The organism is Streptococcus sp. HMSC064D12 (assembly GCF_001837205.1).
Lineage (GTDB): Bacteria > Bacillota > Bacilli > Lactobacillales > Streptococcaceae > Streptococcus > Streptococcus salivarius_D.
In genome coordinates this window covers 105,115-126,924 of the sequence record NZ_KV831713.1, presented here as the reverse complement: position 1 = coordinate 126,924, position 21,810 = coordinate 105,115, and the positions used below count along the sequence as shown (strand labels likewise).

General features: G+C 41.1%; 23 protein-coding genes, 1 tRNA gene and 1 pseudogene. 4 read left to right on the top strand and 21 right to left on the bottom strand.

The genetic code is table 11. The annotated features are described in order from the left end of the window. Positions 1-85: 85 nt before the first annotated feature. Positions 86-1,279, bottom strand: coding sequence for a methionine adenosyltransferase (gene metK, locus HMPREF2697_RS00725; protein WP_013990694.1), 1,194 nt, complete (start codon positions 1,277-1,279; stop codon positions 86-88). A gap of 279 nt (positions 1,280-1,558) precedes the next feature. Here metK and birA point away from each other — a divergent pair, with 279 nt between their 5' ends. After that, positions 1,559-2,497, top strand: coding sequence for a bifunctional biotin--[acetyl-CoA-carboxylase] ligase/biotin operon repressor BirA (gene birA / locus HMPREF2697_RS00720; RefSeq protein ID WP_013990695.1), 939 nt, complete (start codon positions 1,559-1,561; stop codon positions 2,495-2,497). On the opposite strand, the gene HMPREF2697_RS10015 is transcribed toward birA, so the two are convergent. The 4 genes from HMPREF2697_RS10015 to miaA all read right to left on the bottom strand — a co-directional run bounded on the left by HMPREF2697_RS10015 (position 2,484) and on the right by miaA (position 5,984). Then, a complete protein-coding gene (locus HMPREF2697_RS10015) occupies positions 2,484-2,669 on the bottom strand; it encodes a DUF3272 family protein (protein ID WP_002883500.1) in 186 nt (61 codons plus the stop codon). The genes birA and HMPREF2697_RS10015 overlap by 14 nt on opposite strands. A gap of 217 nt (positions 2,670-2,886) precedes the next feature. Further along, a complete protein-coding gene (gene dnaX, locus HMPREF2697_RS00715) occupies positions 2,887-4,539 on the bottom strand; it encodes a DNA polymerase III subunit gamma/tau (protein ID WP_013990696.1) in 1,653 nt (550 codons plus the stop codon). Beyond that, entirely contained in the window at positions 4,539-5,039 is a 501-nt protein-coding gene (locus HMPREF2697_RS00710; protein ID WP_288627917.1) for a GAF domain-containing protein, read from the bottom strand. The genes dnaX and HMPREF2697_RS00710 overlap by 1 nt, the downstream gene beginning before the upstream one ends. Positions 5,040-5,072: 33 nt before the next feature. Then, the gene (gene miaA, locus HMPREF2697_RS00705) at positions 5,073-5,984 is read right to left on the bottom strand and encodes a tRNA (adenosine(37)-N6)-dimethylallyltransferase MiaA (protein WP_070849206.1); all 912 of its coding nucleotides are present in this window, start codon (positions 5,982-5,984) and stop codon (positions 5,073-5,075) included. Positions 5,985-6,059: 75 nt separating this feature from the next. Between miaA and HMPREF2697_RS00700 the strand changes: the two genes are divergently transcribed. Beyond that, positions 6,060-6,236: a DUF3042 family protein gene (locus HMPREF2697_RS00700; RefSeq protein ID WP_002883513.1), complete on the top strand. Its 177-nt coding sequence runs from the start codon at positions 6,060-6,062 to the stop codon at positions 6,234-6,236. 75 nt (positions 6,237-6,311) lie between these two features. Further along, positions 6,312-6,857: a hypothetical protein gene (locus tag HMPREF2697_RS00695; RefSeq protein ID WP_070849203.1), complete on the top strand. Its 546-nt coding sequence runs from the start codon at positions 6,312-6,314 to the stop codon at positions 6,855-6,857. Positions 6,858-7,102: 245 nt separating this feature from the next. Here the strand turns inward: HMPREF2697_RS00695 and HMPREF2697_RS00690 are convergent. The 14 genes from HMPREF2697_RS00690 to HMPREF2697_RS00625 form a co-directional block, all read right to left on the bottom strand. Then, positions 7,103-7,174, bottom strand: a tRNA-Arg gene (locus HMPREF2697_RS00690). 50 nt (positions 7,175-7,224) lie between these two features. Further along, entirely contained in the window at positions 7,225-7,572 is a 348-nt protein-coding gene (rplS, locus tag HMPREF2697_RS00685; RefSeq protein WP_002883489.1) for a 50S ribosomal protein L19, read from the bottom strand. A 127-nt stretch (positions 7,573-7,699) separates the two neighbouring features. Then, positions 7,700-8,926 carry a voltage-gated chloride channel family protein gene (locus HMPREF2697_RS00680; protein ID WP_070849201.1) on the bottom strand — a complete coding sequence of 409 codons (1,227 nt, stop codon included), beginning with the start codon at positions 8,924-8,926 and terminating at the stop codon, positions 7,700-7,702. A 9-nt stretch (positions 8,927-8,935) separates the two neighbouring features. Beyond that, positions 8,936-9,208 (bottom strand): chorismate mutase, encoded by a 273-nt coding sequence (locus HMPREF2697_RS00675; protein WP_013990705.1) that lies wholly within the window; start codon positions 9,206-9,208, stop codon positions 8,936-8,938. Positions 9,209-9,281: 73 nt separating this feature from the next. Then, entirely contained in the window at positions 9,282-10,817 is a 1,536-nt protein-coding gene (locus HMPREF2697_RS00670; RefSeq protein WP_070849198.1) for a ClC family H(+)/Cl(-) exchange transporter, read from the bottom strand. 51 nt (positions 10,818-10,868) lie between these two features. Then, positions 10,869-11,312 (bottom strand): flavodoxin, encoded by a 444-nt coding sequence (locus HMPREF2697_RS00665; RefSeq protein ID WP_002883520.1) that lies wholly within the window; start codon positions 11,310-11,312, stop codon positions 10,869-10,871. An 85-nt stretch (positions 11,313-11,397) separates the two neighbouring features. Then, positions 11,398-11,769, bottom strand: coding sequence for a hypothetical protein (locus HMPREF2697_RS00660; protein WP_070849195.1), 372 nt, complete (start codon positions 11,767-11,769; stop codon positions 11,398-11,400). Positions 11,770-11,780: 11 nt separating this feature from the next. Next, positions 11,781-12,500 (bottom strand): matrixin family metalloprotease, encoded by a 720-nt coding sequence (locus tag HMPREF2697_RS00655; RefSeq protein ID WP_004182633.1) that lies wholly within the window; start codon positions 12,498-12,500, stop codon positions 11,781-11,783. Between the two features lie 119 nt (positions 12,501-12,619). Continuing rightward, positions 12,620-13,402, bottom strand: coding sequence for an alpha/beta hydrolase (locus tag HMPREF2697_RS00650; RefSeq protein WP_070849191.1), 783 nt, complete (start codon positions 13,400-13,402; stop codon positions 12,620-12,622). Between the two features lie 133 nt (positions 13,403-13,535). Continuing rightward, positions 13,536-15,197, bottom strand: coding sequence for a ribonuclease J (locus HMPREF2697_RS00645; RefSeq protein WP_070849188.1), 1,662 nt, complete (start codon positions 15,195-15,197; stop codon positions 13,536-13,538). A 179-nt stretch (positions 15,198-15,376) separates the two neighbouring features. Beyond that, positions 15,377-16,135 carry an ABC transporter ATP-binding protein gene (locus HMPREF2697_RS00640; protein ID WP_002883503.1) on the bottom strand — a complete coding sequence of 253 codons (759 nt, stop codon included), beginning with the start codon at positions 16,133-16,135 and terminating at the stop codon, positions 15,377-15,379. Then, the gene (locus HMPREF2697_RS00635) at positions 16,132-17,001 is read right to left on the bottom strand and encodes an ABC transporter permease (protein ID WP_002883493.1); all 870 of its coding nucleotides are present in this window, start codon (positions 16,999-17,001) and stop codon (positions 16,132-16,134) included. The genes HMPREF2697_RS00640 and HMPREF2697_RS00635 overlap by 4 nt, the downstream gene beginning before the upstream one ends. 9 nt (positions 17,002-17,010) lie before the next feature. Further along, positions 17,011-18,012 carry a tryptophan ABC transporter substrate-binding protein gene (gene trpX / locus HMPREF2697_RS00630; RefSeq protein ID WP_013990710.1) on the bottom strand — a complete coding sequence of 334 codons (1,002 nt, stop codon included), beginning with the start codon at positions 18,010-18,012 and terminating at the stop codon, positions 17,011-17,013. A gap of 136 nt (positions 18,013-18,148) precedes the next feature. Continuing rightward, the gene (locus HMPREF2697_RS00625; RefSeq protein WP_013990711.1) at positions 18,149-18,370 is read right to left on the bottom strand and encodes a DUF4649 family protein; all 222 of its coding nucleotides are present in this window, start codon (positions 18,368-18,370) and stop codon (positions 18,149-18,151) included. Positions 18,371-18,466: 96 nt separating this feature from the next. Here HMPREF2697_RS00625 and tnpA point away from each other — a divergent pair. Further along, a pseudogene (gene tnpA / locus HMPREF2697_RS10010) lies at positions 18,467-18,780 on the top strand (IS200/IS605 family transposase); the annotation flags it as partial. A gap of 357 nt (positions 18,781-19,137) precedes the next feature. Here tnpA and pyk read toward each other — a convergent pair. After that, complete coding sequence (pyk, locus tag HMPREF2697_RS00620; RefSeq protein ID WP_070849186.1) at positions 19,138-20,640, bottom strand: pyruvate kinase; 1,503 nt, start codon at positions 20,638-20,640, stop codon at positions 19,138-19,140. A 70-nt stretch (positions 20,641-20,710) separates the two neighbouring features. After that, entirely contained in the window at positions 20,711-21,730 is a 1,020-nt protein-coding gene (gene pfkA / locus HMPREF2697_RS00615; RefSeq protein ID WP_022496497.1) for a 6-phosphofructokinase, read from the bottom strand. Between the last annotated feature and the right edge of the window lie 80 nt (positions 21,731-21,810).

The window sequence follows — 21,810 nt, the reverse complement described above, 5'->3', positions numbered from 1 at the left end:
TTATTGTGCACTTATATTGTATATTCAAGAGACAAAAAAACAGAATTTATATTAAAATTCTGTTTTTTGGAACTAATTTTATTCGTTAAGCTTCTACAGCTGCTTTGAGGGCATCTACCTTGTCCAATTTTTCCCATGGAAGATCGACGTCCGTACGTCCCATGTGACCATAGGCCGCTGTTTGACGATAGATAGGACGTTTAAGATCAAGCATTTGAATGATACCTGCTGGACGCAAGTCAAAGAGATCGCGGACAGCAGCTTCAAGTTTGCTTTCAGCAACTGTCGCCGTTCCGAAAGTATCAACACGGACAGACACAGGGTTAGCAACACCGATAGCATAAGCCAATTGTACTTCTGCTTTCTTAGCAAGACCAGCAGCTACGACATTTTTGGCAATGTAGCGAGCTGCATATGAAGCTGAACGGTCAACCTTAGTGGCATCCTTACCAGAGAAGGCACCACCACCATGTCTTGAGTAACCACCATAAGTATCAACAATGATCTTACGACCAGTCAAACCAGAGTCTCCTTGAGGTCCTCCGATAACAAAACGACCTGTTGGGTTGATAAAGAATTTAGTCTCATCATCCAAGTATTCGGCTGGAATAACTGCCTTAATGACTTTTTCAATAACGTCTTGACGAATTTGGTCGTTAGTCGCTTCAGGATCGTGTTGTGTTGAAATAACAACTGTATCAACGCGTACTGGTTGGTCATTCTCATCATACTCAACGGTAACCTGAGATTTAGCATCTGGACGAAGGTATGAAATCTCACCAGATTTACGCAAATCTGCCAATTTTTTAACCAATTTATGTGAGAGGCTAACTGGAAGTGGCATAAACTCTGGAGTTTCGTCAATAGCAAAACCAAACATCAAACCTTGGTCACCAGCTCCGATAAGATCAAGTGGATCTTGATCACCAGTTCCACGAACTTCAAGTGCTTCATTGACACCTTGAGCAATATCTGGAGATTGTTCAATCAATGATGGGTGAACCCCAACAGATTCTGCCGCAAAGCCGTATTCTGCATTGTTATAACCAATTTCAGCGATAGTATCACGAACCACACGGTTAATATCTACATAAGCTGTTGTAGAAACTTCACCGAAAACATGGACAGAACCAGTGTAGACAGCTGTTTCTGCTGCAACGTGTGCATCTGGATCCTCTGCTAAAATCGCATCAAGAATGGCATCTGAAATTTGGTCTGCAATTTTATCTGGATGCCCCTCAGATACTGATTCAGACGTGAAAAGTTTACGTTCTGACATATAAAATGTCCCCCTTTTAATATGAAAAATAGTATTAGACAGCACGGATTTAACCGTCTCCTAATAGGTAAAACGCTATACTCCTAATGGAGCTAGACGCCGTTAAAAAGTTACAAAGAACCAACAGCCAACTCTAGAATGACTGTTGCCTTATCGGGACTTAATAACTACCTTCCATTATATCATGTTTTTTCAGTCTAGTCATATAGTTATTTATTATCAAGCCTTATCAATAAGTTATAGTGAGCATTTTGCCATCATTTGTATTATACTTAGGATATGAAAACTTATGAACACGTTTATGACATCTTATCGAAGAGTCCTGACTTTGTGACGGGAGAGAGCTTGGCTAAAAGCCTTGGTGTCTCACGGACAGCCATTTGGAAGGCAATTCAAACACTTCAAGAACAAGGAATTGACATTACAAGTGTCCGCAAGAAAGGCTACTATTTAGAAAAGGGAGATATTCTTCTTCCTCAAGACATCTCTAAGCAACTCAACATTCCAGTCTACTTTAATCCAGATTCTAACTCTACCCAACTAGATGCTAAACATGGCATGGAAAAGAATAATCCGACGCCTGCACTTTACCTGGCATCAAGTCAAAAGGCAGCCAAAGGACGATTTGAACGTCACTTCTTTGCCAGTCCACAAGGTGGTATCTACATGAGTATCCACTTAAAGCCCAACTGTCATTTTGAGGAGTTACCACCTTATACGATGATGGCGGCAGCTGCTATTGTCAAAGCTATCCAGCGTCTAACTGGCATCAATACAGAGATCAAATGGGTTAATGACATCTACCTCAACAACAAAAAAATGGCTGGTATCCTTACCGAAGCCATTAGTTCTATCGAATCTGGTCGCATCACAGATGTCATTATCGGGGTTGGGCTTAACTTCTCAATCAGTGATTTTCCTGAAGAGTTAGCTAATAAAGCTACTAGTCTTTTTACTTCTGAAAAACCAAGCATTACTCGAAACCAGCTCATTTCAGAAATTTGGAGACTCTTTTTAACCATTCCTACTAGCGATTTGGTCAAGGTCTATAAAGAAAAGTCCCTCGTTTTAGACAAACAAGTGACCTTTGAACAAGCTGGAAAGACTTATACTGGTGTTGCCAAGGAAATTGGCGATAAGGGCCAACTTCTCGTTCTTACTGATGATGGTCGGGAAAAATGGTTGACCGCTGGCGAAGTGAGCCTTACTTCTTGGTAGACTTGTCGGCTGCACGCGCAATGCGTGAAACAACGTAGGTTGTCCAAAGACGACGAAACAGTAAATACCCAAAAAAGGCTGTAAAAAAGTAATAGCCGTGTTGTAAACTGTAATTAAAACAAACCGTTTCAAAAATAGTTTCAAGCGTTATAAACAAAATTTGTTGAATCATAAGATTATTATATCAATAGATAGAGCCTAGGACAAGCAGTCTAGGCTCTTTTCATTTTTACACGGATGGACCTTCCAATTATTAGCTTCAGAAATCTATCAAATTACACTTGACTATCTCGCCATCTAACTTACTGGGATTGGACCTAAAAAGGTCCACTGAACAGCCTCGCTTTTGGGTTTCTTGGCTCGGACCTAAAAAGGTCCACTGGACCTTTTTAGTCCTCTATTTCTACTACATCAGAGAGAAAGTCGAGTTCTTGAGGGATATACTCTTCGCGATCTTCTTTTTCCAATTCTTCTTTGGATTTGAGACTTCGTGCAAATTCTGTTCGGAGTTTTTCAAATTCTGCTTTTGGAACAGCCATAATATTAGGTGAGAAACCGGCAGCTGAACTCATGATATTGCCAAACATATCATTGAGATCACTGCGTTTCATGACCTGTTCAGCATTAAAAGCGGCATTAAATGCCAGGATAGCATTTTCCTGATTGGCCAGTACAGGCTCGGAGCCATTCAAAAGTGCCCTATTTTGTGGGCTAATAGAATCCAAGATTTCAGGCCAAGTTGCCTTTAGGGCATCCAGACATTGGCGTGATTTCTGCGGATTTTCCATGGTTTCACGCATAATAGTAAGAATCTTTTCACGATCCACCTTGTACTGATAAGCAGGTTTGGCTTTTCGAGTTGGTGCTACTTCTCCTTGGGCTTTGCCCTCTTTAAGAGCTTTACGTAGACCTTCTACCTCGCGACGAAGACTATCTAACTCTTCTTGCAAATTCCCCGGAATTTCTTGTGAAGCCTGAGTATGAGTCTCTGACAATTTTATAGTCAGCATTTCCGCATAGATTTTAGGATGTGTTCCAGTTTTAATTTCTGGCAAGGCACTTGTAACCAGGTCAATCAATTGGAAAAGTCGGTCTTGCTCCAGAGAAAGATTCTCTTCAAAAAGGGGACTATGGTGACTGTTCTCTCCGCCCGCTTTGACAATCAAAAGATCACGGAAATACTCCAAGAGATCCGTCGCAAAACGGCTCATAGACTTGCCATTATCAAAAAGAGTTTCAAGATTTGATAAAGCTTGCGTAGTCTCTTGATTGCGAACGTTAGCGACAAAACTGTCTAGGGCTGTTAAACCAATAGAACCTGTGATTTCTTCAGCTACGGCTTGGCTGACATGATTGTCCGGAGACAGACTCAGTGCTTGGTCTAAGATTGACAAAGCATCACGCATACCACCTTCCGCACGACGAGCAATAATAGTCAAAGCCTCATCATCAAAGGTTAATCCTTCTTTTTCCAGAATTGAAGCCAAATGTTCTTTAATAGCTCCCTGCTTGATCGATTTAAACTCAAAACGTTGAACACGAGAGAGGATGGTTGCTGGAATCTTATGTAATTCAGTGGTCGCCAGGATAAAGACCACATTTTCAGTTGGTTCTTCCAAAGTCTTCAAAAGAGCATTGAAGGCACCTGTCGAAAGCATGTGAACCTCGTCGATAATATAGACCTTGTAAGTCGCACGACTTGGAGCATAGGTCGACTTATCACGAATCTCACGAATCTCATCCACACCGTTGTTGGAAGCCGCATCAATCTCGATAACATCTTCGAGACTTCCGTTAGTAATATCGCGACAAATATCGCAGTGATTACAAGGCTCACCATCAACTTGATTAGGACAGTTCATAGCCTTGGCAAAGATTTTCGCCGCACTGGTTTTACCGGTACCACGTGGCCCAGAAAAGAGATAGGCATGGCTGATTTTCCCTGACTCTACCGCCTGTCTGAGCGTGGTTGAAATCACTTTTTGACCAACCATTTCACCAAAGGTCTGACTACGGTATTTACGATATAAGGCTTGATACATTAGTTTACCTCAAACATTCCAAATGTAAGCTCGGTTTTCTCGAGTAGAATTTTGATAAACGCTTCCAGATAATCTTGGTCTACGTCGTTATAGTCTCCTACTTGGTGAGAATCCAAATCGAGAACACCAACTAATTTGCCATCTTTGACCATTGGTACAACAATTTCACTTCGAGCAGCGGAATCACAAGCAATGTAATTGGCGTGTTTGGTGACATCTTCGACAATTAGGGTTCTATTTTCTGCTGCAGACTGGCCACAAACACCCTTACCTAGGGCAATTCGAACACAAGAAACATTACCTTGGAAAGGGCCAAGGATTAACTCATTCTTGACATTATCCATCAGGTAGAAGCCTGTAAACACAGAATTTGGCAGGGTTGTATTCAAGAGAGCTGAGGCATTAGAAAAGTTTGCCAGAGCATTGTTTTCATTGGCAAAAAGCACCTTAGCCTGTGCTAGCATTAATTCATAGGCTGATTTTTTTTCTTCGTTAGTCATAACTACCATTATAGCAAAGATAGGTTTTTAAAACTAAGATTGACCTACCTTTTCTCCTTCCCTATCATTTAAAAATAATTCAAGATCTTGAACGACATTTTCAGGATATTCTGGACTAGAAATCTGATAAAACTTAACAGTCATTCGATTTCTGAACCAGGTTAATTGCCGTTTAGCAAATCGACGCGTATTTTGCTTGAGTGTTTCCAAGGCTTCGTCCAAGGTTTGGTTCCCAGCAAAATAAGGAAACAGCTCCTTGTAACCTATACCACGAGCTGACTGGGCATCAGGATAATTATCATACAGCCATTTGGCTTCTTCCAAGAGACCATGTTCAACCATCTTGTCTACTCGTGTATTGATGCGGTCATAGATCAAGGAACGTTCATCATCTAATCCGATAAGAAAGGGATCATAAGTCGGCTCAGTATTTTCAAGATTCTCCGAAAAACGATGAAGCTCTAGTGCTCTAATAGCACGACGACGGTTAATCTCTTTAATCTCAATACCTAAGCGATCAATTTTTTCAAAAAGTTCCTGATCAGATAATTGCTCTAATTCCGAGCGATAGGCTAAAACCTGCTCCTGATCGACCTGTCCCCCTAGGTGATACCCTTCTAGGAGACTTTGTAAATAGAGACCTGTTCCTCCTACTACAATAGGTAACTTGCCACGACTAACGATATCTGTAATGGCAACCTCTGCCTCTGTCACAAAATCATAAGCTGAATAGGTCTCATCAACATCGCGAACATCAATCAGATGATGAACTGCTGCTGCCTGCTCTTCAGGAGTGGCCTTGGCGGTGCCTATATTCAATTGTCGGTAAACCTGCTGGCTATCTCCTGAAATAATTTCGCCATTAAAACGCTTGGCTAATTCAATTCCAAGCGCTGTTTTTCCTACAGCAGTAGGACCAGCTACTACAATAAGTTTGGTTTTCATAATGTTTTCACTTGCTATTCTAGATATTTTTTTAGATAATATAAGCATATTATAACATATACGGAGGATAGTCTCATGGCTAAAAAACATTCATTCGCTAAAGGTGTCGCTACTGGCGTTATCGGAACTGCTGCTACTGTAGCAGGTGCTGTCTTCGCAGTTAAGAAAACCATTATTGAACCAGAAGAAAAGAAATTGGCTTTCATCGAAGAAAACCGTAAAAAAGCAGCTCGCCGTCGCGTAAGCCGCTAATAATGAGAACCAGGGAAACCTGGTTTTTTACTGTTATTTTTAACTCTTCATCTATGACTAGGAACGGAGCCAAATTTGAAAAGAAAAAAATATAATATTATCACCTTCTCTTTGCTAGCTTTCTTCTTTCTCTTCGGTTTTTTATCAAAACATTTAAAAGAACCTGTAAAGCCAGCAGCAAAAACGCATCACATCTCTCACAGCCTTTCATCAAAGAGTAGCTCTTCTCATAAAAAAGAGAATACTAAATCATCAAGAGCTACTTCGACGGAAGAGCATAAGACGGATGCTAAAGACGAAAATAAGGACCAAGTATCTCCTTCAGTTCAAGGAGCAAATCAGAAAACAAACAACCAAACAACTCATCAAGAGGGAAATCAAGAAAAGTCCAAGCCTGCTGAAGGCGGACGAGGTTGGGGCGGACCAGAAGATGGCTCCTATGCCACTAACGGAGGAGGCGGTGGAGGTCACGATGCAGCCTTCACCGCAGGTGCTGGTGGAAGAAGCAATCACGCAAGCTCAACTGATCAGAGCAATGAGTGGGTTAACGACGTTGATAACAATCCTTACGAGTACCCACAAGCTTCATCAAGCACGGATACAAGTGCCAATTCCAATTAATGAGATAACAGAATACTTAACATCACTAGTATTCTATTTTCAACCCTAGTTAGGACTAATCCTGACTAGGGTTTTTGCTTATCAAAAAAACACCTATAATTCAATAGGCGTCAAATACATTGGCTTAAATTTTGGCAAACTGACTTAAAACCTTTTCGTTACAAGCCCATAAAGAAGATAACGATAAAAAGATAAAACAAATGTGGACAAATCGCTTTAAAACCGCATGGTTAAAGGCTTAAAAATGTCCCCTGCCGGAATCGAACCAGCAACGACTCCTTAGGAGGGAGTTGTTATATCCATTTAACTAAGAGGACTTATGAAAAAATCTGCCACGAGGACAGATTTTTTATGTGAAATCTGTAAATTATTTACGGATTTCTTTGATACGTGCAGCTTTACCTTGCAAAGCACGCAAGTAGTAAAGTTTAGCACGGCGGACTTTACCGTAGCGTACAACTTCAATCTTTTCAACACGTGGAGTGTGGATTGGGAAAGTACGTTCTACACCGATACCGCTTGAAATTTTACGAACTGTGTACATTTCTGAGATCCCTTGACCTTTGCGTGAAATAACTACACCTTCAAAGATCTGGATACGTTCGCGAGTTCCTTCGACAACTTTCGCGTGAACGCGAACTGTGTCACCAGGACGGAATGATGGGATGTCAGTACGAAGTTGACCTTCTGTCAAACTTTGGATCAATGGATTCATTTTTATATACTCCTATCTTACTAATCTTAAGAGCAACCTCTGTGTCTCAGCGGATTAGCCGTTATTTTTGTGTGTCCATTACACACTCTTAGTATCTTATCAAAAAATTATCAGGATGTCTAGTATCTTATTGCATTTCTAGCATTTTTTGTTGTCCATAAATGCTCGTCTTATGATTAATGAGATAAGCAAAAGCCATGACAACCGCGTAAGGGACTGCATTAGCGGGACCAAAGACTTCAACGCCAATGAAAATAGGTGCTAAAAGGGTATTGGTACTGCTACCAAAGACAGACAGATAGCCAAGACCCGCTACAAGTGGAATTGGAAGTCCCAGAACTGGTGCTAGAACAGCACCAAGACTTGCTCCGATAGCAAACAAAGGAGTTACTTCTCCTCCTTGGAATCCAAGAGATAAGGTAAAGACAGTCAAAAGCAATTTCAAGAGCCAATCCAATGGATAAATGGTCCCACCATCAACACTTAAAGCAATCAAATTCGTTCCAAGACCTGTATAGCGTCCCTTCCACAAAATCAAAAGAAGACAGGTTAAGACGACACTTCCTAAGAGAACACGATAATAAGGATTTGGGAGCAGACTTACTACTTTCTTTTTAGCTATTGACAAGAGAAAAGCAAAGAGATTTCCTGCTAGACCAAAGGCCAGACCTAAAAGAGCTAACTTAATAAACGTCCCAAGGTCAATAGTTAAACTTTCAGATACAAAGTGGCTAAATTTTTCAAGACCTAAGAGATGGCTTGTCGTACTCGCCACAAAAGATGCAATAAGAGTCGGTACCAAGATTGGCAGACTTAACTGACCTAGAGTCAAGACCTCAAGCGCAAAGAAGGTCGCGGCGATTGGTGTTTGGAAAAGACCTCCAAAACCAGCTGCCATCCCCATGGTCAAGAAAATACGTGAAGCATTAGGGACCTTAAAATACCGACTAAAAGCATGAGAAACTGTGGCCCCCAGTTGTACAGCAACTCCCTCACGACCTGCAGAACCCCCGAAAAGGTGGGTAAGCCATGTGGTTACAGTCACCAGTGGAATTAACCTTAAGGGGACTTGATCCTCCTCATTATGTCCAACCTTGAAAATCAAGCCCATTCCCTGTGCCGCCTTACCCGCAAACTTTTGGTAAAGATAAACTATCAAAAGACCTGCTAAAGGAAGTGCTGGTACCAGATAAAAGAGATGGTGGTCACGAAATTCCGAGAGTCCTATCAGCACGCGCCCAAAAACAGCATCAATCAGCCCAACAAGCACACCTAACAAGATTGCATAAAGACTTAACATTACTAAATGTAAGTAAGAAAGACCTTGACTATCACTTAATTGTTTTACTTTCATCCTAGTTACCTACTTTTCTTCTAGCTTACTTGCTTGATAAGTACGTGAATGCTTCATAATATCCGCAAAACTAGCGACGATAGCTTCTTTATATTCAGGATTAAGGACACTAGCGCCTACTTTGTCTAGCAGGGCTTGCTCTCGTTCGGGATCATAAATCGCCTTTCCAGTGCGTTGTTTATAAGCACTTACTCGAGTTACCAATTTCATACGTTCTTCCAACAAAGCCACGATCTCATTATCAACGGTGTCAATCTGTTGGCGAATCTCATTTAAGTCCATACTGACCTCCTTTTTTCTCTCCATTATAACAAAAATGACCTGAGGACAAAAGAGCCTCAAGCCATTGAATTGCTTATAAAAAGAGTTTTCTTACCTGACTGATATTACCTTCATTAACAACTAGATACAGGGTTGCTCCTGCTTTTAGACGTGTGTCTCCATGAACAACCTCAGACTGGTCTTGAAAAATCTGAGTGGAAATCAAAACCCCATCAGGTAAGGTTAAATCCTTAACCAATCGACCAGCTAGACTATCTGTAACCGGTAAGTCAATCATCGTCGGTATATTATCAACTTGCTCTGGTTCGTGAGCAATCAAATTGTGAAGCATGGCTTCATAGACAGGTTCTCCTCCCATGAAATCCATGACTAGATAGGCAATCAGGGTAACGACTCCAATTGTCATTAATTGATGAAGGTCACCCACCATCTCAGTCACTAAAATCATAGCAGTGAGCGGTGCCTTAGATACTGCACCGAAATAACCAGCCATACCAAGAATGATAAAAATAGGGAACTGAGTTACCTGTAAGAATCCTAGATTTTCAAAAGCTGCCGCAAAAACGCTACCAGAAAGAGCACCTAGAGTCAAAATCGGCAAGAAAATCCCACCAGGAAATCCTGAACCAAAGGACAACATACTCCAAACAAAGCGAATAGTCAAATAGAGGATGGCCACAGTTAGAGCAGGGTGTAAACCATTTAGGGCAAGAATCAATTCATTCCCACCACCTAAAAGGTGTGGGAAATAGAGACCAATAGGAATGATAAACAGAACTGCCAAAAGGCCATGAAAATGAGATGGCAAGTGGAAGATTTTCCCTAACCCTTGGTAGACCTTACCAATACGTAAGACAACCCACTCATAACCGTATCCAAGCACACCTAGAAAAATCCCCAAAATAATAAGAATCCAATAATCTTTCAAAGGAAATACGGGTAATTTTTCTGTCATAGCAAGGACTGGTACCTGACCAAAGATGCGTAGTGAAACAGCATTGGCCACTAAAGATGCCGTTAAAGCTGTCACCCAAACATGACGAGAGAAATGATGATAGACTTCTTCGACGACAAACAAAAGACCAGCAATTGGAGCATTGAAGGCAGCCGATAACCCTGCTGCTGCTCCAGCAGCAATCAAGACACGCTTCTCACGTGCAGAGAGCTTAAGTCCCTTGGCTAATCCCTTAGCAGTCATGGCACCTAGTTGAATACTAGGTCCCTCACGTCCCAACATCAGTCCCATTGAAATCCCAAGGACACCACCTAGGAATTTACGCCATAAAACTGGCCACCAAGACGGATGTAAGAGCCCCATCAGTTCCCCTTCAACATGGGGAATCCCTGAGCCCTTGATGTCTTTTTCCTGCTTAATAAGGTAACCAATAAAAAGGGCGATCAAGAGATTAACAAGTACAATTCCCAGAATCAGAAGTGGATTATAAAGGGCATCTTCGTAAATAGCTACAGAAAATGTGGCCCCCTTGGCAATTAACCAGCGAAAAAAACTGACTACTACTCCTGCTGTCACCCCCACTATGAGACCTCGCCAAACGGACCAAAGGAGATGTTGAGATTGCGTCCTGAAATCTTTTTCTATTTCATTCATAAAAACTCCATTTTTGACTACAATAAAAGCAGACTTTACGCTGCTTTTTTCTTATGCTAATGCTTCTGAAACTTTTTCAGCGAAAGCTTCTAGGTTTTCGATATCTTCATCTTCAGCAGAAAGGTCAACCTTGACGCTATCAGCACCTTTAGTCGCCCCTGTGAATGTGAATTGATTTTCAAACTCATCTACTGAATGACAGAAATAATCGTAGAAGGTATCTCCTGAACCTACAACACCAAAGATTTTACCTGACAAGTCGAGGTCAGCCAAATCTTCGTAAAAGTCAACGATTTCATCTGGCAACTCACCATCACCATAAGTGTAAGTCGCTACGATACAGATGTCCGCATCTTCAAAATCAGCGGCATCAACCGTTGTACACTCGTCTACATCTACAGTGTGACCCAATTCTTCCAATTTTTTGGCAACGATATCTGCGATTTCTTCCGTGTTACCGGTCATACTGGCATAAACGATTTTTGCTAAAGCCATAATGTCCTCCAAAATAATAAATTAGCTATATTATATCATATTTTTTCAGAAAATAAATGACCTAATAACTCAAAAAAACTGCCCATCAGGACAGTTTTAGATTTTGTAAGAGTTCAAAGTGTCGATAGACTAGCCATAAGCCAAGACCAACTATCAGAATGAGAATCACTGCTCTCATGAGACCTCTAAGAAAAGTCAAGAGCCAAGTAAGAAGCATAGAGGTGATTAGCCAACTCCAACCAGAGGCCCCGTATAGGATTTGAATACTCTGTATGGAATGACTGGTCAGCGTTTTTACCCAATTGGGAATATAAATCCAAATGCCATCACCTGATAGCCCCAAACGATTGGCAATCATGGTTCCTGTTGTTTGCAACCAAGTAAAGACCCCGGCATTGAAAAGAAAAAGGAAGGTTTGCATGGGGTAACGTCTAGCAAGGCGTTTCAAATAGCTCATTACACCCCTCCTTAATTTGCATAGAGAGCATGGACCGTATCAATATCCACCTGTTGAATCCCGTAATAAGATCCTGCTGATTGCATAACGGATGTCTTAGAGTCATCATGGTCTAAGCCAATGGCATGTCCCAATTCGTGTTCAGCCGTATTCACAATACGCTTGTGAGTATAACCAAAATCACTATTCAAGAGGAAATAACGGTTCAACTTCACATCTACATGAGTGATGCGATTGGTCAAAACATTGGTTTGAGTGTCTGCTAAACCTGCTGCCTGTGAATTCGCATCGGAATAGTCAGTCGCAACAATATCAGCTGTTGAGGCATCATCAGTTAAAGTAAAGATGAAAGCACCCGTGTTATTCCAGTTAGTAATAGCTTCCTTATAAGCTGCTACCAAGGTTTCATCTGTAGATTGTATATAGATGCTAGCTGTATTTTGCGCCCATCTAGCTCCATTAGACTCTGGAATGGTATCTGTCGTTGATAGGTTAGAGACAACTTTCTCAACGTCACTAGTACTGGTACCACTAAAACCTAGCTCTACTTGATGAAAGGCTTGGTTAATGTTTGTGGCTAAGGTACTTGAAGAATTATTGGCATAGTAGACGAGTCCATAACCAATAAGGGCTAGGACTAGGGCAAGTTTAAATATAGCCCAAATAAGATTCCAAATAAATTGTAAAAGAAGTTTGGGAATATAGAAGATTACTCTGAATAATTTTTTCATTATTGAGCCTCCTTTTCGAAACTTCCCCTAGTATATCAAGCTCTAATAGTTCTGACAAGCAAAAAATATCACTTTAAGCTTTTATCATCTCTTTGATAAGATGTTACAAACTTGACCTATTAAGACAAACGTTCTTCTTTAACGTAATCAATAGGTAACCATTCTAAGTAGGCTTCTAGTTGTTTTTCCCAGTAATACCACTCATGCCTTCCATGGTCTGTACGGTAGTCAATGTCTAAACCAAGGGCCTTCAAATCAGCAACTGCCTTATCTTGAGAATCAAAAAGGAAATCCTCAAGGCCACACCAGGCAAAGAATTTGGTTTTCTTGTCATGTTGTTTGGCTAGGTTAACTAGTTTGTGCTGCTTAATGTCTTTTCCTTCCAAATCGCCAAAGACACCTTGCCAGTATTCCTTAGACTCACTCGTTTCATCTGTAATCATCTCTGCTGATAATCCAAGGGCACCAGAGAAGGAACCTGCACAAGCAAAGTTATTTGTCGTTAAGGCTAGTTTGAAAGAACCATAGCCACCCATAGAAAGTCCAGCGATAAAAGTCTTTTCACGCTTCTTAGTCATACTAGGGAAGAAACGTTGCATGACTTGAGGAAGCTCCTTAGCAATGGCATCGTAATACTTAACACCATAATTGGTATTTGTATACCAGCCATTTTCAGAATTAGGCATAATAACGATGAGATTGGTCTTACGAAGGAGACGTTGAATATTGGTACGGAAGGCCCAAGAATTATGATTGCCCCCCATGCCATGAAGGAGATAGAGAACTGGGATGTCCGTATCACTTTCCCTTTCAGCAATCTGATCACGATCTGGATAGATGACATCCACTTGGCGGTATTGGCCTAGAACATCTGACGAGTATTCAATTTGAAAAAAAGCCATTTGTTTTTTTCCTTTCTTAATGTTAGAAAAGCTGGGACACCCCAGCTTTTGATTTTAGAACAAAGTCTTAGAGACTTTCCTCAATGTCTATGGTGCAAGCGATGCGCTCACACTCTTATGTTTTAGTCAGTTATTAGCGGACTTCCATGACTACTGGAAGGATAGCTGGGCGACGTTTGGTTTGGTCAAAGAGGAACTTAGCTACATCGTCTCGGACAGCACCTTTAAGTTCACCCCAGTCGAAGCTGTCTCCTGCCAAGTAATTTTCAACGGTAGCATTGACAATGTCAGCAGCCTCACGGAGAATGTCACGGCTCTTCTTCACATAAACGAACCCACGTGTATTCACACGCGCTTTAGAGACAATCTTACGTTCCTTCTTGTTAACGGTGATAGCTACGATAAAGATACCATCTTCAGACAAGACCTTGCGGTCACGAAGGACGATATTACCCACATCACCAATGGCATTACCATCAATCATAACATCACCAGCTGGAACAGCTCCTTCATGAAGGAAACCTTGGTCCTCTGACAAGTGCATGATGTCACCGCGTTTAATGATATAAATATTTTCTGGAAGAATACCAACTTCCAAGGCTAGCTCTGCATGCGCTTGAAGGTCACGGTACTCACCTTGAACAGGGAAGAGATACTGTGGACGAAGGAGGTTAACCATCAATTGAAGTTCGCGAGCATTGGCATGTCCAGATACACGAAGGCTCTGCGTAATCATCTTAACAGTTCCACCAGCTTTATAGATAGCGTTGTTAACACGTGCCACTACGGCTTCCTTAGCAATGCTTGGAGTTGTTACGATATAAACCAAATCTCCATCCTTGATTTGAACGTAACGGTGACGACCAACAGCCATCTTTTGAAGGCCATCGATCGGTTCACCCATACGACCATTTTCGAGGATAATTAACTCGTGGTCTTCGAACTTGTTCATGTCTTTTGGTTTGACAATAAGTTTCTCATGCTCCACAGTCAATTTTTTAAGACGGATAGCTGTGCGGACAATATTTTCTACGTCAAAACCAGTAAGAACAACACGACGTCCGTGATCAGCAGCTGAATCAAAGACTTGTTGGATACGTACCAAGTTTGAGGCAACTGCAGCAACAATAACACGACCTTCTGCATCAGCAATAACTTGGTCAATTTCTTGGCCAACTTCTGCTTCAGAAGCTGTTTGTTCCGTACTTGTCGCATTTGCTGAGTCTGACAAGAGGGCCAAAACACCTTCACGTCCGATTTCAGCCAAACGACCTAAATCAGTTTTGTAGTAAGGACGGGCAGCTTGGTCAAACTTGAAGTCCCCTGTATAGACAATATTGCCTTGGTCAGTACCAAGAACAATCCCCATTGATTCTGGAATAGAGTGAGTTGTCTTGAAGAATGAGACCTCAGCATCTTCAAATTCAATTTCAGTTTCTGCGTCAATAACATGGAAATTGTTGAATTTCTTAACACCAGCATTCTTGACAAAAAGTTTAGCTAACTCGATTGTGAGTGATGATCCAAAAACTGGTGCTTTGACTTCTTGCAAGATATAAGGTAGGGCACCAATGGCATCGGCGTGTCCGTGAGTTAAGAAAATCCCTTGGATACGATTTCTATTTTCAATCAAGTAATCTAAGTTAGGGATGACAAAGTCAACACCTAGTTGTTCATTTTCAGGATACTTTAGACCAGCATCCAAGATAAAGATAGAGTCGTTAATCTCAACAATATAGAGGTTCTTAGCATTTTCACGTACTCCACCTAGGGCAATAATTTTAATATCGCTCATGCTTGTTTTTCTCCTTTTTAGTTTGACTCTCTTCTAGAGCCTATTTTTACAGACGGTCCAAGAAGCTGAACGTTCGTGCGAACAGTCTCCTTGTCGATTTACAGGCCACAACAAAAAGTTGCATACCCTTTAAGTATACAACTTTTTGACTTGTTTTACAATTTAGAGTCAGACGAGACCTACTCAAACATAGCGTAGTAGTCTGTGATATCCAATTGACCTTTTTCTTCCTTGGTAAGATCCTTAATGATTTGACCATCCTTCATAACAATAAGACGATTTCCATATTTAAGGGCATCTTCCATGTGGTGGGTAATCATCAAAGCTGTTAAATGGTCACCTGTTACAAACTCATCAGTCAACTCCATAAGAGCCACACTAGTCTTAGGATCCAGTGCTGCGGTGTGCTCGTCTAAGAGCAAAAGCTCAGGACGTTTAAGTGTCGCCATCAAAAGACTAAGGGCCTGACGCTGACCACCTGAAAGGAGACCTGCTGGTGTATCTAAGTGCTTTTCTAATCCATTACTGATACGTTCAATCAGACCTTGGAACTCCTCTGTGTAGAGATGAATTTGGCGTGATTTAAGACCTCGTTTTTCGCCACGGTATTTGGCAATCAAGAGGTTTTCTGCAACGGTCATACGAGGAGCTGTCCCCATTTTAGGATCTTGGAAGACCCTTGAGAGGTACTTGGCACGCTTCTCAGCAGGGAGAGCCGTAACATCCTCACCCATGATAAAAATCTGACCACTGGTCAACATGAGGGTCCCTGCAATGACATTAAAGAGAGTTGATTTTCCGGCACCATTTCCACCAAGAATGGTAATAAAATCACCTTCTCTAATGGTAAGGTTGACATGGTCCAGGATGGTTTTTTCGGTGTCAAAACCATTATTGACCTTAACAGTCGCATCTTTGAGTTCTACAATAGCTGTCATCGTGATAAGGTCACCCCCTTAAAGAATTTTCGACGTAGGACAGGCGAAATCAAGCAAATAGCCAAAACAATCGCACTAAAGAGTTTGAGGTAGTTAGTGTTAAAGCCAAGAGCAATAACCGCTGTCAAAAGGAACTGATAGAGGATTGAACCAATACAGATGGCAATCAAACGTTCCAACAGAGTCAAGTTAGTCGCATAAAGGACCTCACCAATGATGATGCTGGCAAGACCAATGACGATAACCCCAATCCCTTTAGAAACGTCGGCATAACCGTCCTGTTGGCTAATCAAGGCTCCTGAAAGGGCAATGATACCGTTTGAGATAACAAGACCCATCACTTCCATATTGTCTGTGTTGATACCAAAAGATTTGGCCATGTCTCTATTATCACCTGTGGCAATATAAGCTTGACCTAGGCGCGTGTTAAGAAAGGCAATCAAGGCAGTGATAACAATGGTCACAGCAATGAGACCAACAATCAAGAGGTTGTAGTCCTTGCTGAAAGGAAGCAAATCTTGGATAGTTTTGATATCAAGAAGTCCCAGGTTGGCCCTCCCCATAATCATAAGCATGACTGAGTTAAGAGAGGTCATGACCAAAATCCCTGCCAAAATAGTAGGAATCTCTCCCTTAGTATAGAGGAGACCAGTCACAAGTCCAGCACCACAGCCGGCCAAAACGGCAACCAAGGTTGCTAAAATTGGGTTCCAACCAAAGTTCATAAGGGTTACTGCTACTGCCCCACCAAGAGGGAAGGAACCTTCTGTTGTCAAATCAGGAAAATCCAAGATACGGAAAGTCATGTAAATCCCAAGACCTAGGATTCCGTATAGAAGCCCCTGATAAATAGATGAAATAATCATAAGTCCTCCTTATTTATCAGCTTTAACAGCGATGTCTGACTGTTTAAGCACATCGTCAGGGATGGTGATGTTGAGGTCTTGAGCAACTTTAAGGTTAAGCGTTGGTGTGCCATCATCGATAACATCTACAGGAACATCCTTTACTTTCTTACCTTTAAGAACCTTAACGGCACTACGAGCTGTAGCCTTTCCGAGTTCATATTGGCTTTGAGCAACTGAAGCCAAACCGCCTTCTTTCACCATAGTATCAACCGTCGTATAAACTGGAATCTTAGCTTGGTTGGCTGATGAGATTACTGTTGAAAAGGCTGAAGCAATAGTATTATCTTGAGGCGTCCAGATGGCATCTACCTTACCAGTCATGACTGACATGGTTGTATTGATTTCATTGGTTGATGGTACAGCGTACTCGACCACATTCAGGCCATCTTTTTCAGCGTATTTCTTAAAGCTTTCAACCTGTGATTTGGAATTGTCCTCACTTGAAGCGTAGAGAATACCAATCGTTTTGGCATTTGGTGTCAGTGATTTGACCAATTCTACTGTCTGCTTGATTGGCACTTGGTTAGAGGTACCAGTGACATTGCCTTCCGGATGCTTGAGATCCTTAACCAATTTGGCTCCAACAGGGTCTGAGATAGCCCCCATGATGACTGGAATATCCTTGGTAGCTGCCGCTAGCCCCTGTGCTGCTGGTGTGGCAATACCGATAACGACATCGTTCTTGTCATTAACCAATTGTTTAGACATGGTTTGAATTTTAGACTGGTCTCCTTCGGCATTTAGGAGGGTGATTTTAACCTTGTCCCCCTTATAACCAGCTTCCTTAAGGCCATCCTCAATTCCCTTCTCGATTTGATCCAGGGCGTCGTGAGTCACGAACTGGAGGATCCCTACTTTGACGACCTTATTGGCATCTTGGTGTTCTTTTTTGAAAAGATCTGTACCAATAGAACCGAGCGTCAAGATAGCTAAGAAAACCAAAGTCCAAATTAAACGCTTGTTTTTCATATGTGTCTCCTTCTATAAATTCTTCCTTTCTATTGTAAGTCATTTTCAGTCAATTAGCAATATTCTTAATTTATAAAAATTACCCTGCTCAAAGAAAAAGAACCAGAATACGATGTCTGATTCTTTTCCCTTATTATTACTGATATTGTGCCAAGTCTAACTTCATAATATAAAAGTAAAGGTCACCATATTGTCCCTTGTAGCCAATATCATGTCCGTTTATTTTCACCTTAGTGACTGGCGTTGAATCTGGTAAGGCAATCCAACAAGCTTGCTGGGCTCTGACAAATTCATTGTAATCTTCAAAGGAAGTGTGTTTTTCTTGCTTGGCAGTATTTAAATAAGTGACTTCAATCATCGAGGGACCTCCTTATAATCCTTTAACTAATGTCTAGATTACGCTTCCTAGAGAGCAAAGTCAATCATGACGACTTAAAAAACAGCAGGCTGGGCTATACAAATAATAGAAGGTCACTTAATGCCAGATCATGTTCCTATGCTAGTAAGTATATAACCACGAATGAGTGTAGCTAGTTTTATGGGATATTAAAAAGGTAAAAGTGCATTAATGATGTTTGATAGAAATGCCAATTTAAAATATAAATTTGGAAACAAACATTTTGGGGCAGAAGGTTTTTATGTAAGTACGATAGGACTTAATGAAGCCACAATTAAGAAATATATCTAGGAACTAGTGAAGTATGATACCGCATTGAACAATTAAGTGTGAAAGAATATAAAAATCCCTTCAGTGATAACGGTAAGTAATGCGTCTGCCTCTTTGAGAAGCTTATGACGAATAAAAGAAATAAAGGCTTGAACAAAGTGAAAGACTTCGTCTTAAGACGCTGGTTAGTATTATGGACTTATAGCCCTTAATCAAACTACTCGTGAATTAAACTGCACCCCAAAAATTAGACAGAGAAAATCTAACTTTTGGGGTATTTTTATTACTTGAATATACAATATAAGATAACAAAAAACATCGATTGACGACTTTTTCAGTGGAATCCCTATCCGGTCCTCTCTAGATGTTAGCTTTTCATCACCCACTACAGTTGACTGAGAGCTGAGAGCAAAAAAAGAAGATCCAAAGACCTTCTTTCAATTTAAGTTCTACTTAAATTATTTTACTGTGCGGATACGCATAGTGTTTGTACCACCTGTACCTACTGGAACACCAGCAACGATAACAATGTTATCACCAGATTCTACAAGACCTGATTCCAATGCAACTTTTTCAGCAACATCAAACATATCATCAGTTGAGCTTGGTTTTTCAGTAACTACTGGAATAACACCCCAGTTAAGCATCAATGATTTTTGAGTAATTTCATCGAATGTTACAGCCAAGATATCAGCTTCTGGACGGTATTTAGAAATCAAACGAGCAGTGTTACCTGATTCAGTAAGAGCAACAACAAGTTTGATATCCATTGAGTTAGTAGCATCTTTAACTGCAGACGCAACTACTTCAGTCTTAGTTGAACGGTCAAATGTTGATGAATCAAGACGACCATACTCTTTAAGAAGAGTTTGAGCGTTTTTATCAATTGTAGCCATTGTGCGAACTGATTCAACTGGGTATTTACCATTTGCAGATTCACCAGAAAGCATTGTAGCATCTGTACCATCGATAACTGCGTTGAATACGTCAGATACTTCAGAACGAGTTGCACGTGGTTTATCTGTCATTGTTTCAAGCATGTTAGTAGCTGTAACAACAACTTTACCAGCAGCGTTTACTTTTGTGATGATCATTTTTTGGTAAACTGGAACCATTTCGAATGGTACTTCGATACCCATGTCACCACGAGCGATCATGATACCATCAGCAGCTTCGATGATTTCATCAATGTTATCGATACCTTGTTGGTTTTCAATTTTAGCCAACAATTGAACGTGACCATTACCAGTTTCTTCACAGATAGCACGAACTTCTTGTACATCTTTTGCAGTACGTACGAATGAGATAGCGATAAAGTTAAGACCTTGTTCAAGACCAAAACGGATATCAGCGTTATCACGTTCAGCAAGTGCTGGAAAAGGAATTTTAGTGTAAGGGATGTTTACACCTTTTTGTTTAGCGATGATACCATCATTTTCAACTTCAACGATGAATTCACGTTTTTCAGCATCTTTGTCTACAACACGAAGACCAAGTTTACCATCATCGACAAGAACTTGTTTACCAACTTCTACATCGTCAAAAACGTCAAGTGCACCTGCAACGTTCAAAGCGATAACGTCGCGAGTTGATTTGATACCTTGTTTAGTAGCAACACGAATTTGTTCACCAGTTTTGTATGCATACTCTTTAGCATCACCTTCGAACAATTCAGTACGGATTTCAGGTCCTTTTGTATCAAGAAGGAAACCTACTTTTTGACCAGCAAGGTCTTCCGCCATACGAACGACATCCATACGTTCACCTTGTTCAGCGTGGTCACCATGTGAGAAGTTGAAACGGAAAACGTTGGCACCTTCCTTGATCAATTGAGCAATGTTTTTAGCAGATGCTTCGCGGTCAAGTTTTTCACCCCAGTAACCATCTTCACCAAATTTTTTGCCGCCACGGATTTCAACCGCAGGACCAAGTGTTGCAACGATTTTTACACGTTTATTCATGATAAATAAAAACTCCCTTATATTTTTTGTCGCCTTAGCGACGGATTAACAATAATTTGAGTAACTGAGATTAGCTCAAGTTAGACAATGAACGGTTAAGGTCTGCAAAGTCAAGACGAGCTTTGTGTGGATTGTTAACGATAATTTTACCGTCTTCAGTAAGACTGAACAAAGCGCCTTCTTCTGCTGTACCAAGGATTGGGCTTTCAACAAGCTCTTCATTGTGGATACCAACAGCTACACCACCAATACCTTGTTTAAGGAGGTCAACCGCATGTGCACCCATCCATGAAGCAAGAACACGGTCACGCGCAGTTGGCGAACCACCACGAACCACGTGTCCAATGTTTGTTGCACGAAGATCTGAAGTATCTCCAGCTTCTTTCATTTTAGCTGCAAATTCTTCAGCACCCATAACACCTTCAGCAAGTACGATTACGTGGTGAGTTTTAACACCTGATTCGTAACCTTCTTTAACTTTACGGACAACTTCGTTGATGTCGTACTCTTCTTCAGGTACGATAATTTGGTCTGCACCAGAAGCGATACCAGCCCAAAGAGCGATATCACCAGCGTGACGTCCCATAACTTCAACGACAAAAGTACGTCCGTGACTGAAAGCAGTGTCTTGAATTTTATCGATAGCTTCTGTTGCAGTTGCAACAGCAGTATCAAAACCAATTGTATAGTCTGTACCAACGATATCGTTATCGATAGTTCCTGGAAGACCAACAGCTGGGAAACCATGTTCAGTCAAACGCATAGCACCATGGTAAGAACCATCTCCACCAATAACTACTACACCTTCGATTCCATGTTTTTTTAGTTGCTCAATACCTTTAAGTTGACCCTCAAGTTGGGCAAACTCAGGATAGCGAGCAGACTGAAGGAAAGTACCACCACGGCTGAGGATGTTGTCTACGCCTTTGGCATCAAGTTGGAAGATATCTCCTTCAACCATACCAGCGTATCCACGGTTAATGCCGAATACTTCAATTCCTTCAGAAATTGCTTTGAGAACAACTGCGCGAGCGGCAGCGTTCATACCAGGGGCATCTCCACCACTAGTCAAAACAGCAATACGTTTCATTATTCCTGATACTCCTTTTATATATTTAACATTTTCATTATAACATAAAGAATTCTAAATGGCTTTAAATTTGAAAAGAT

Bases quoted from the DNA above. Each gene is read 5' to 3' on its own strand.
- dnaX (WP_013990696.1), bottom strand. From the start codon at position 4,539: ATGTATCAAGCCTTATATCGTAAATACCGTAGTCAGACCTTTGGTGAA.
- HMPREF2697_RS00670 (WP_070849198.1), bottom strand. From the start codon at position 10,817: ATGAATGAAATAGAAAAAGATTTCAGGACGCAATCTCAACATCTCCTT.
- HMPREF2697_RS00635 (WP_002883493.1), bottom strand. From the start codon at position 17,001: ATGATTATTTCATCTATTTATCAGGGGCTTCTATACGGAATCCTAGGT.
- trpX (WP_013990710.1), bottom strand. From the start codon at position 18,012: ATGAAAAACAAGCGTTTAATTTGGACTTTGGTTTTCTTAGCTATCTTG.
- pfkA (WP_022496497.1), bottom strand. From the start codon at position 21,730: ATGAAACGTATTGCTGTTTTGACTAGTGGTGGAGATGCCCCTGGTATG.
- miaA (WP_070849206.1), bottom strand. From the start codon at position 5,984: ATGAAAACCAAACTTATTGTAGTAGCTGGTCCTACTGCTGTAGGAAAA.
- birA (WP_013990695.1), top strand. From the start codon at position 1,559: ATGAAAACTTATGAACACGTTTATGACATCTTATCGAAGAGTCCTGAC.
- HMPREF2697_RS00640 (WP_002883503.1), bottom strand. From the start codon at position 16,135: ATGACAGCTATTGTAGAACTCAAAGATGCGACTGTTAAGGTCAATAAT.
- HMPREF2697_RS00665 (WP_002883520.1), bottom strand. From the start codon at position 11,312: ATGGCTTTAGCAAAAATCGTTTATGCCAGTATGACCGGTAACACGGAA.
- HMPREF2697_RS00650 (WP_070849191.1), bottom strand. From the start codon at position 13,402: ATGGCTTTTTTTCAAATTGAATACTCGTCAGATGTTCTAGGCCAATAC.
- HMPREF2697_RS10015 (WP_002883500.1), bottom strand. From the start codon at position 2,669: ATGATTCAACAAATTTTGTTTATAACGCTTGAAACTATTTTTGAAACG.
- HMPREF2697_RS00645 (WP_070849188.1), bottom strand. From the start codon at position 15,197: ATGAGCGATATTAAAATTATTGCCCTAGGTGGAGTACGTGAAAATGCT.
- HMPREF2697_RS00625 (WP_013990711.1), bottom strand. From the start codon at position 18,370: ATGATTGAAGTCACTTATTTAAATACTGCCAAGCAAGAAAAACACACT.
- HMPREF2697_RS00700 (WP_002883513.1), top strand. From the start codon at position 6,060: ATGGCTAAAAAACATTCATTCGCTAAAGGTGTCGCTACTGGCGTTATC.
- HMPREF2697_RS00675 (WP_013990705.1), bottom strand. From the start codon at position 9,208: ATGGACTTAAATGAGATTCGCCAACAGATTGACACCGTTGATAATGAG.
- HMPREF2697_RS00710 (WP_288627917.1), bottom strand. From the start codon at position 5,039: ATGACTAACGAAGAAAAAAAATCAGCCTATGAATTAATGCTAGCACAG.
- rplS (WP_002883489.1), bottom strand. From the start codon at position 7,572: ATGAATCCATTGATCCAAAGTTTGACAGAAGGTCAACTTCGTACTGAC.
- HMPREF2697_RS00655 (WP_004182633.1), bottom strand. From the start codon at position 12,500: ATGAAAAAATTATTCAGAGTAATCTTCTATATTCCCAAACTTCTTTTA.
- metK (WP_013990694.1), bottom strand. From the start codon at position 1,279: ATGTCAGAACGTAAACTTTTCACGTCTGAATCAGTATCTGAGGGGCAT.
- pyk (WP_070849186.1), bottom strand. From the start codon at position 20,640: ATGAATAAACGTGTAAAAATCGTTGCAACACTTGGTCCTGCGGTTGAA.
- HMPREF2697_RS00660 (WP_070849195.1), bottom strand. From the start codon at position 11,769: ATGAGCTATTTGAAACGCCTTGCTAGACGTTACCCCATGCAAACCTTC.
- HMPREF2697_RS00680 (WP_070849201.1), bottom strand. From the start codon at position 8,926: ATGAAAGTAAAACAATTAAGTGATAGTCAAGGTCTTTCTTACTTACAT.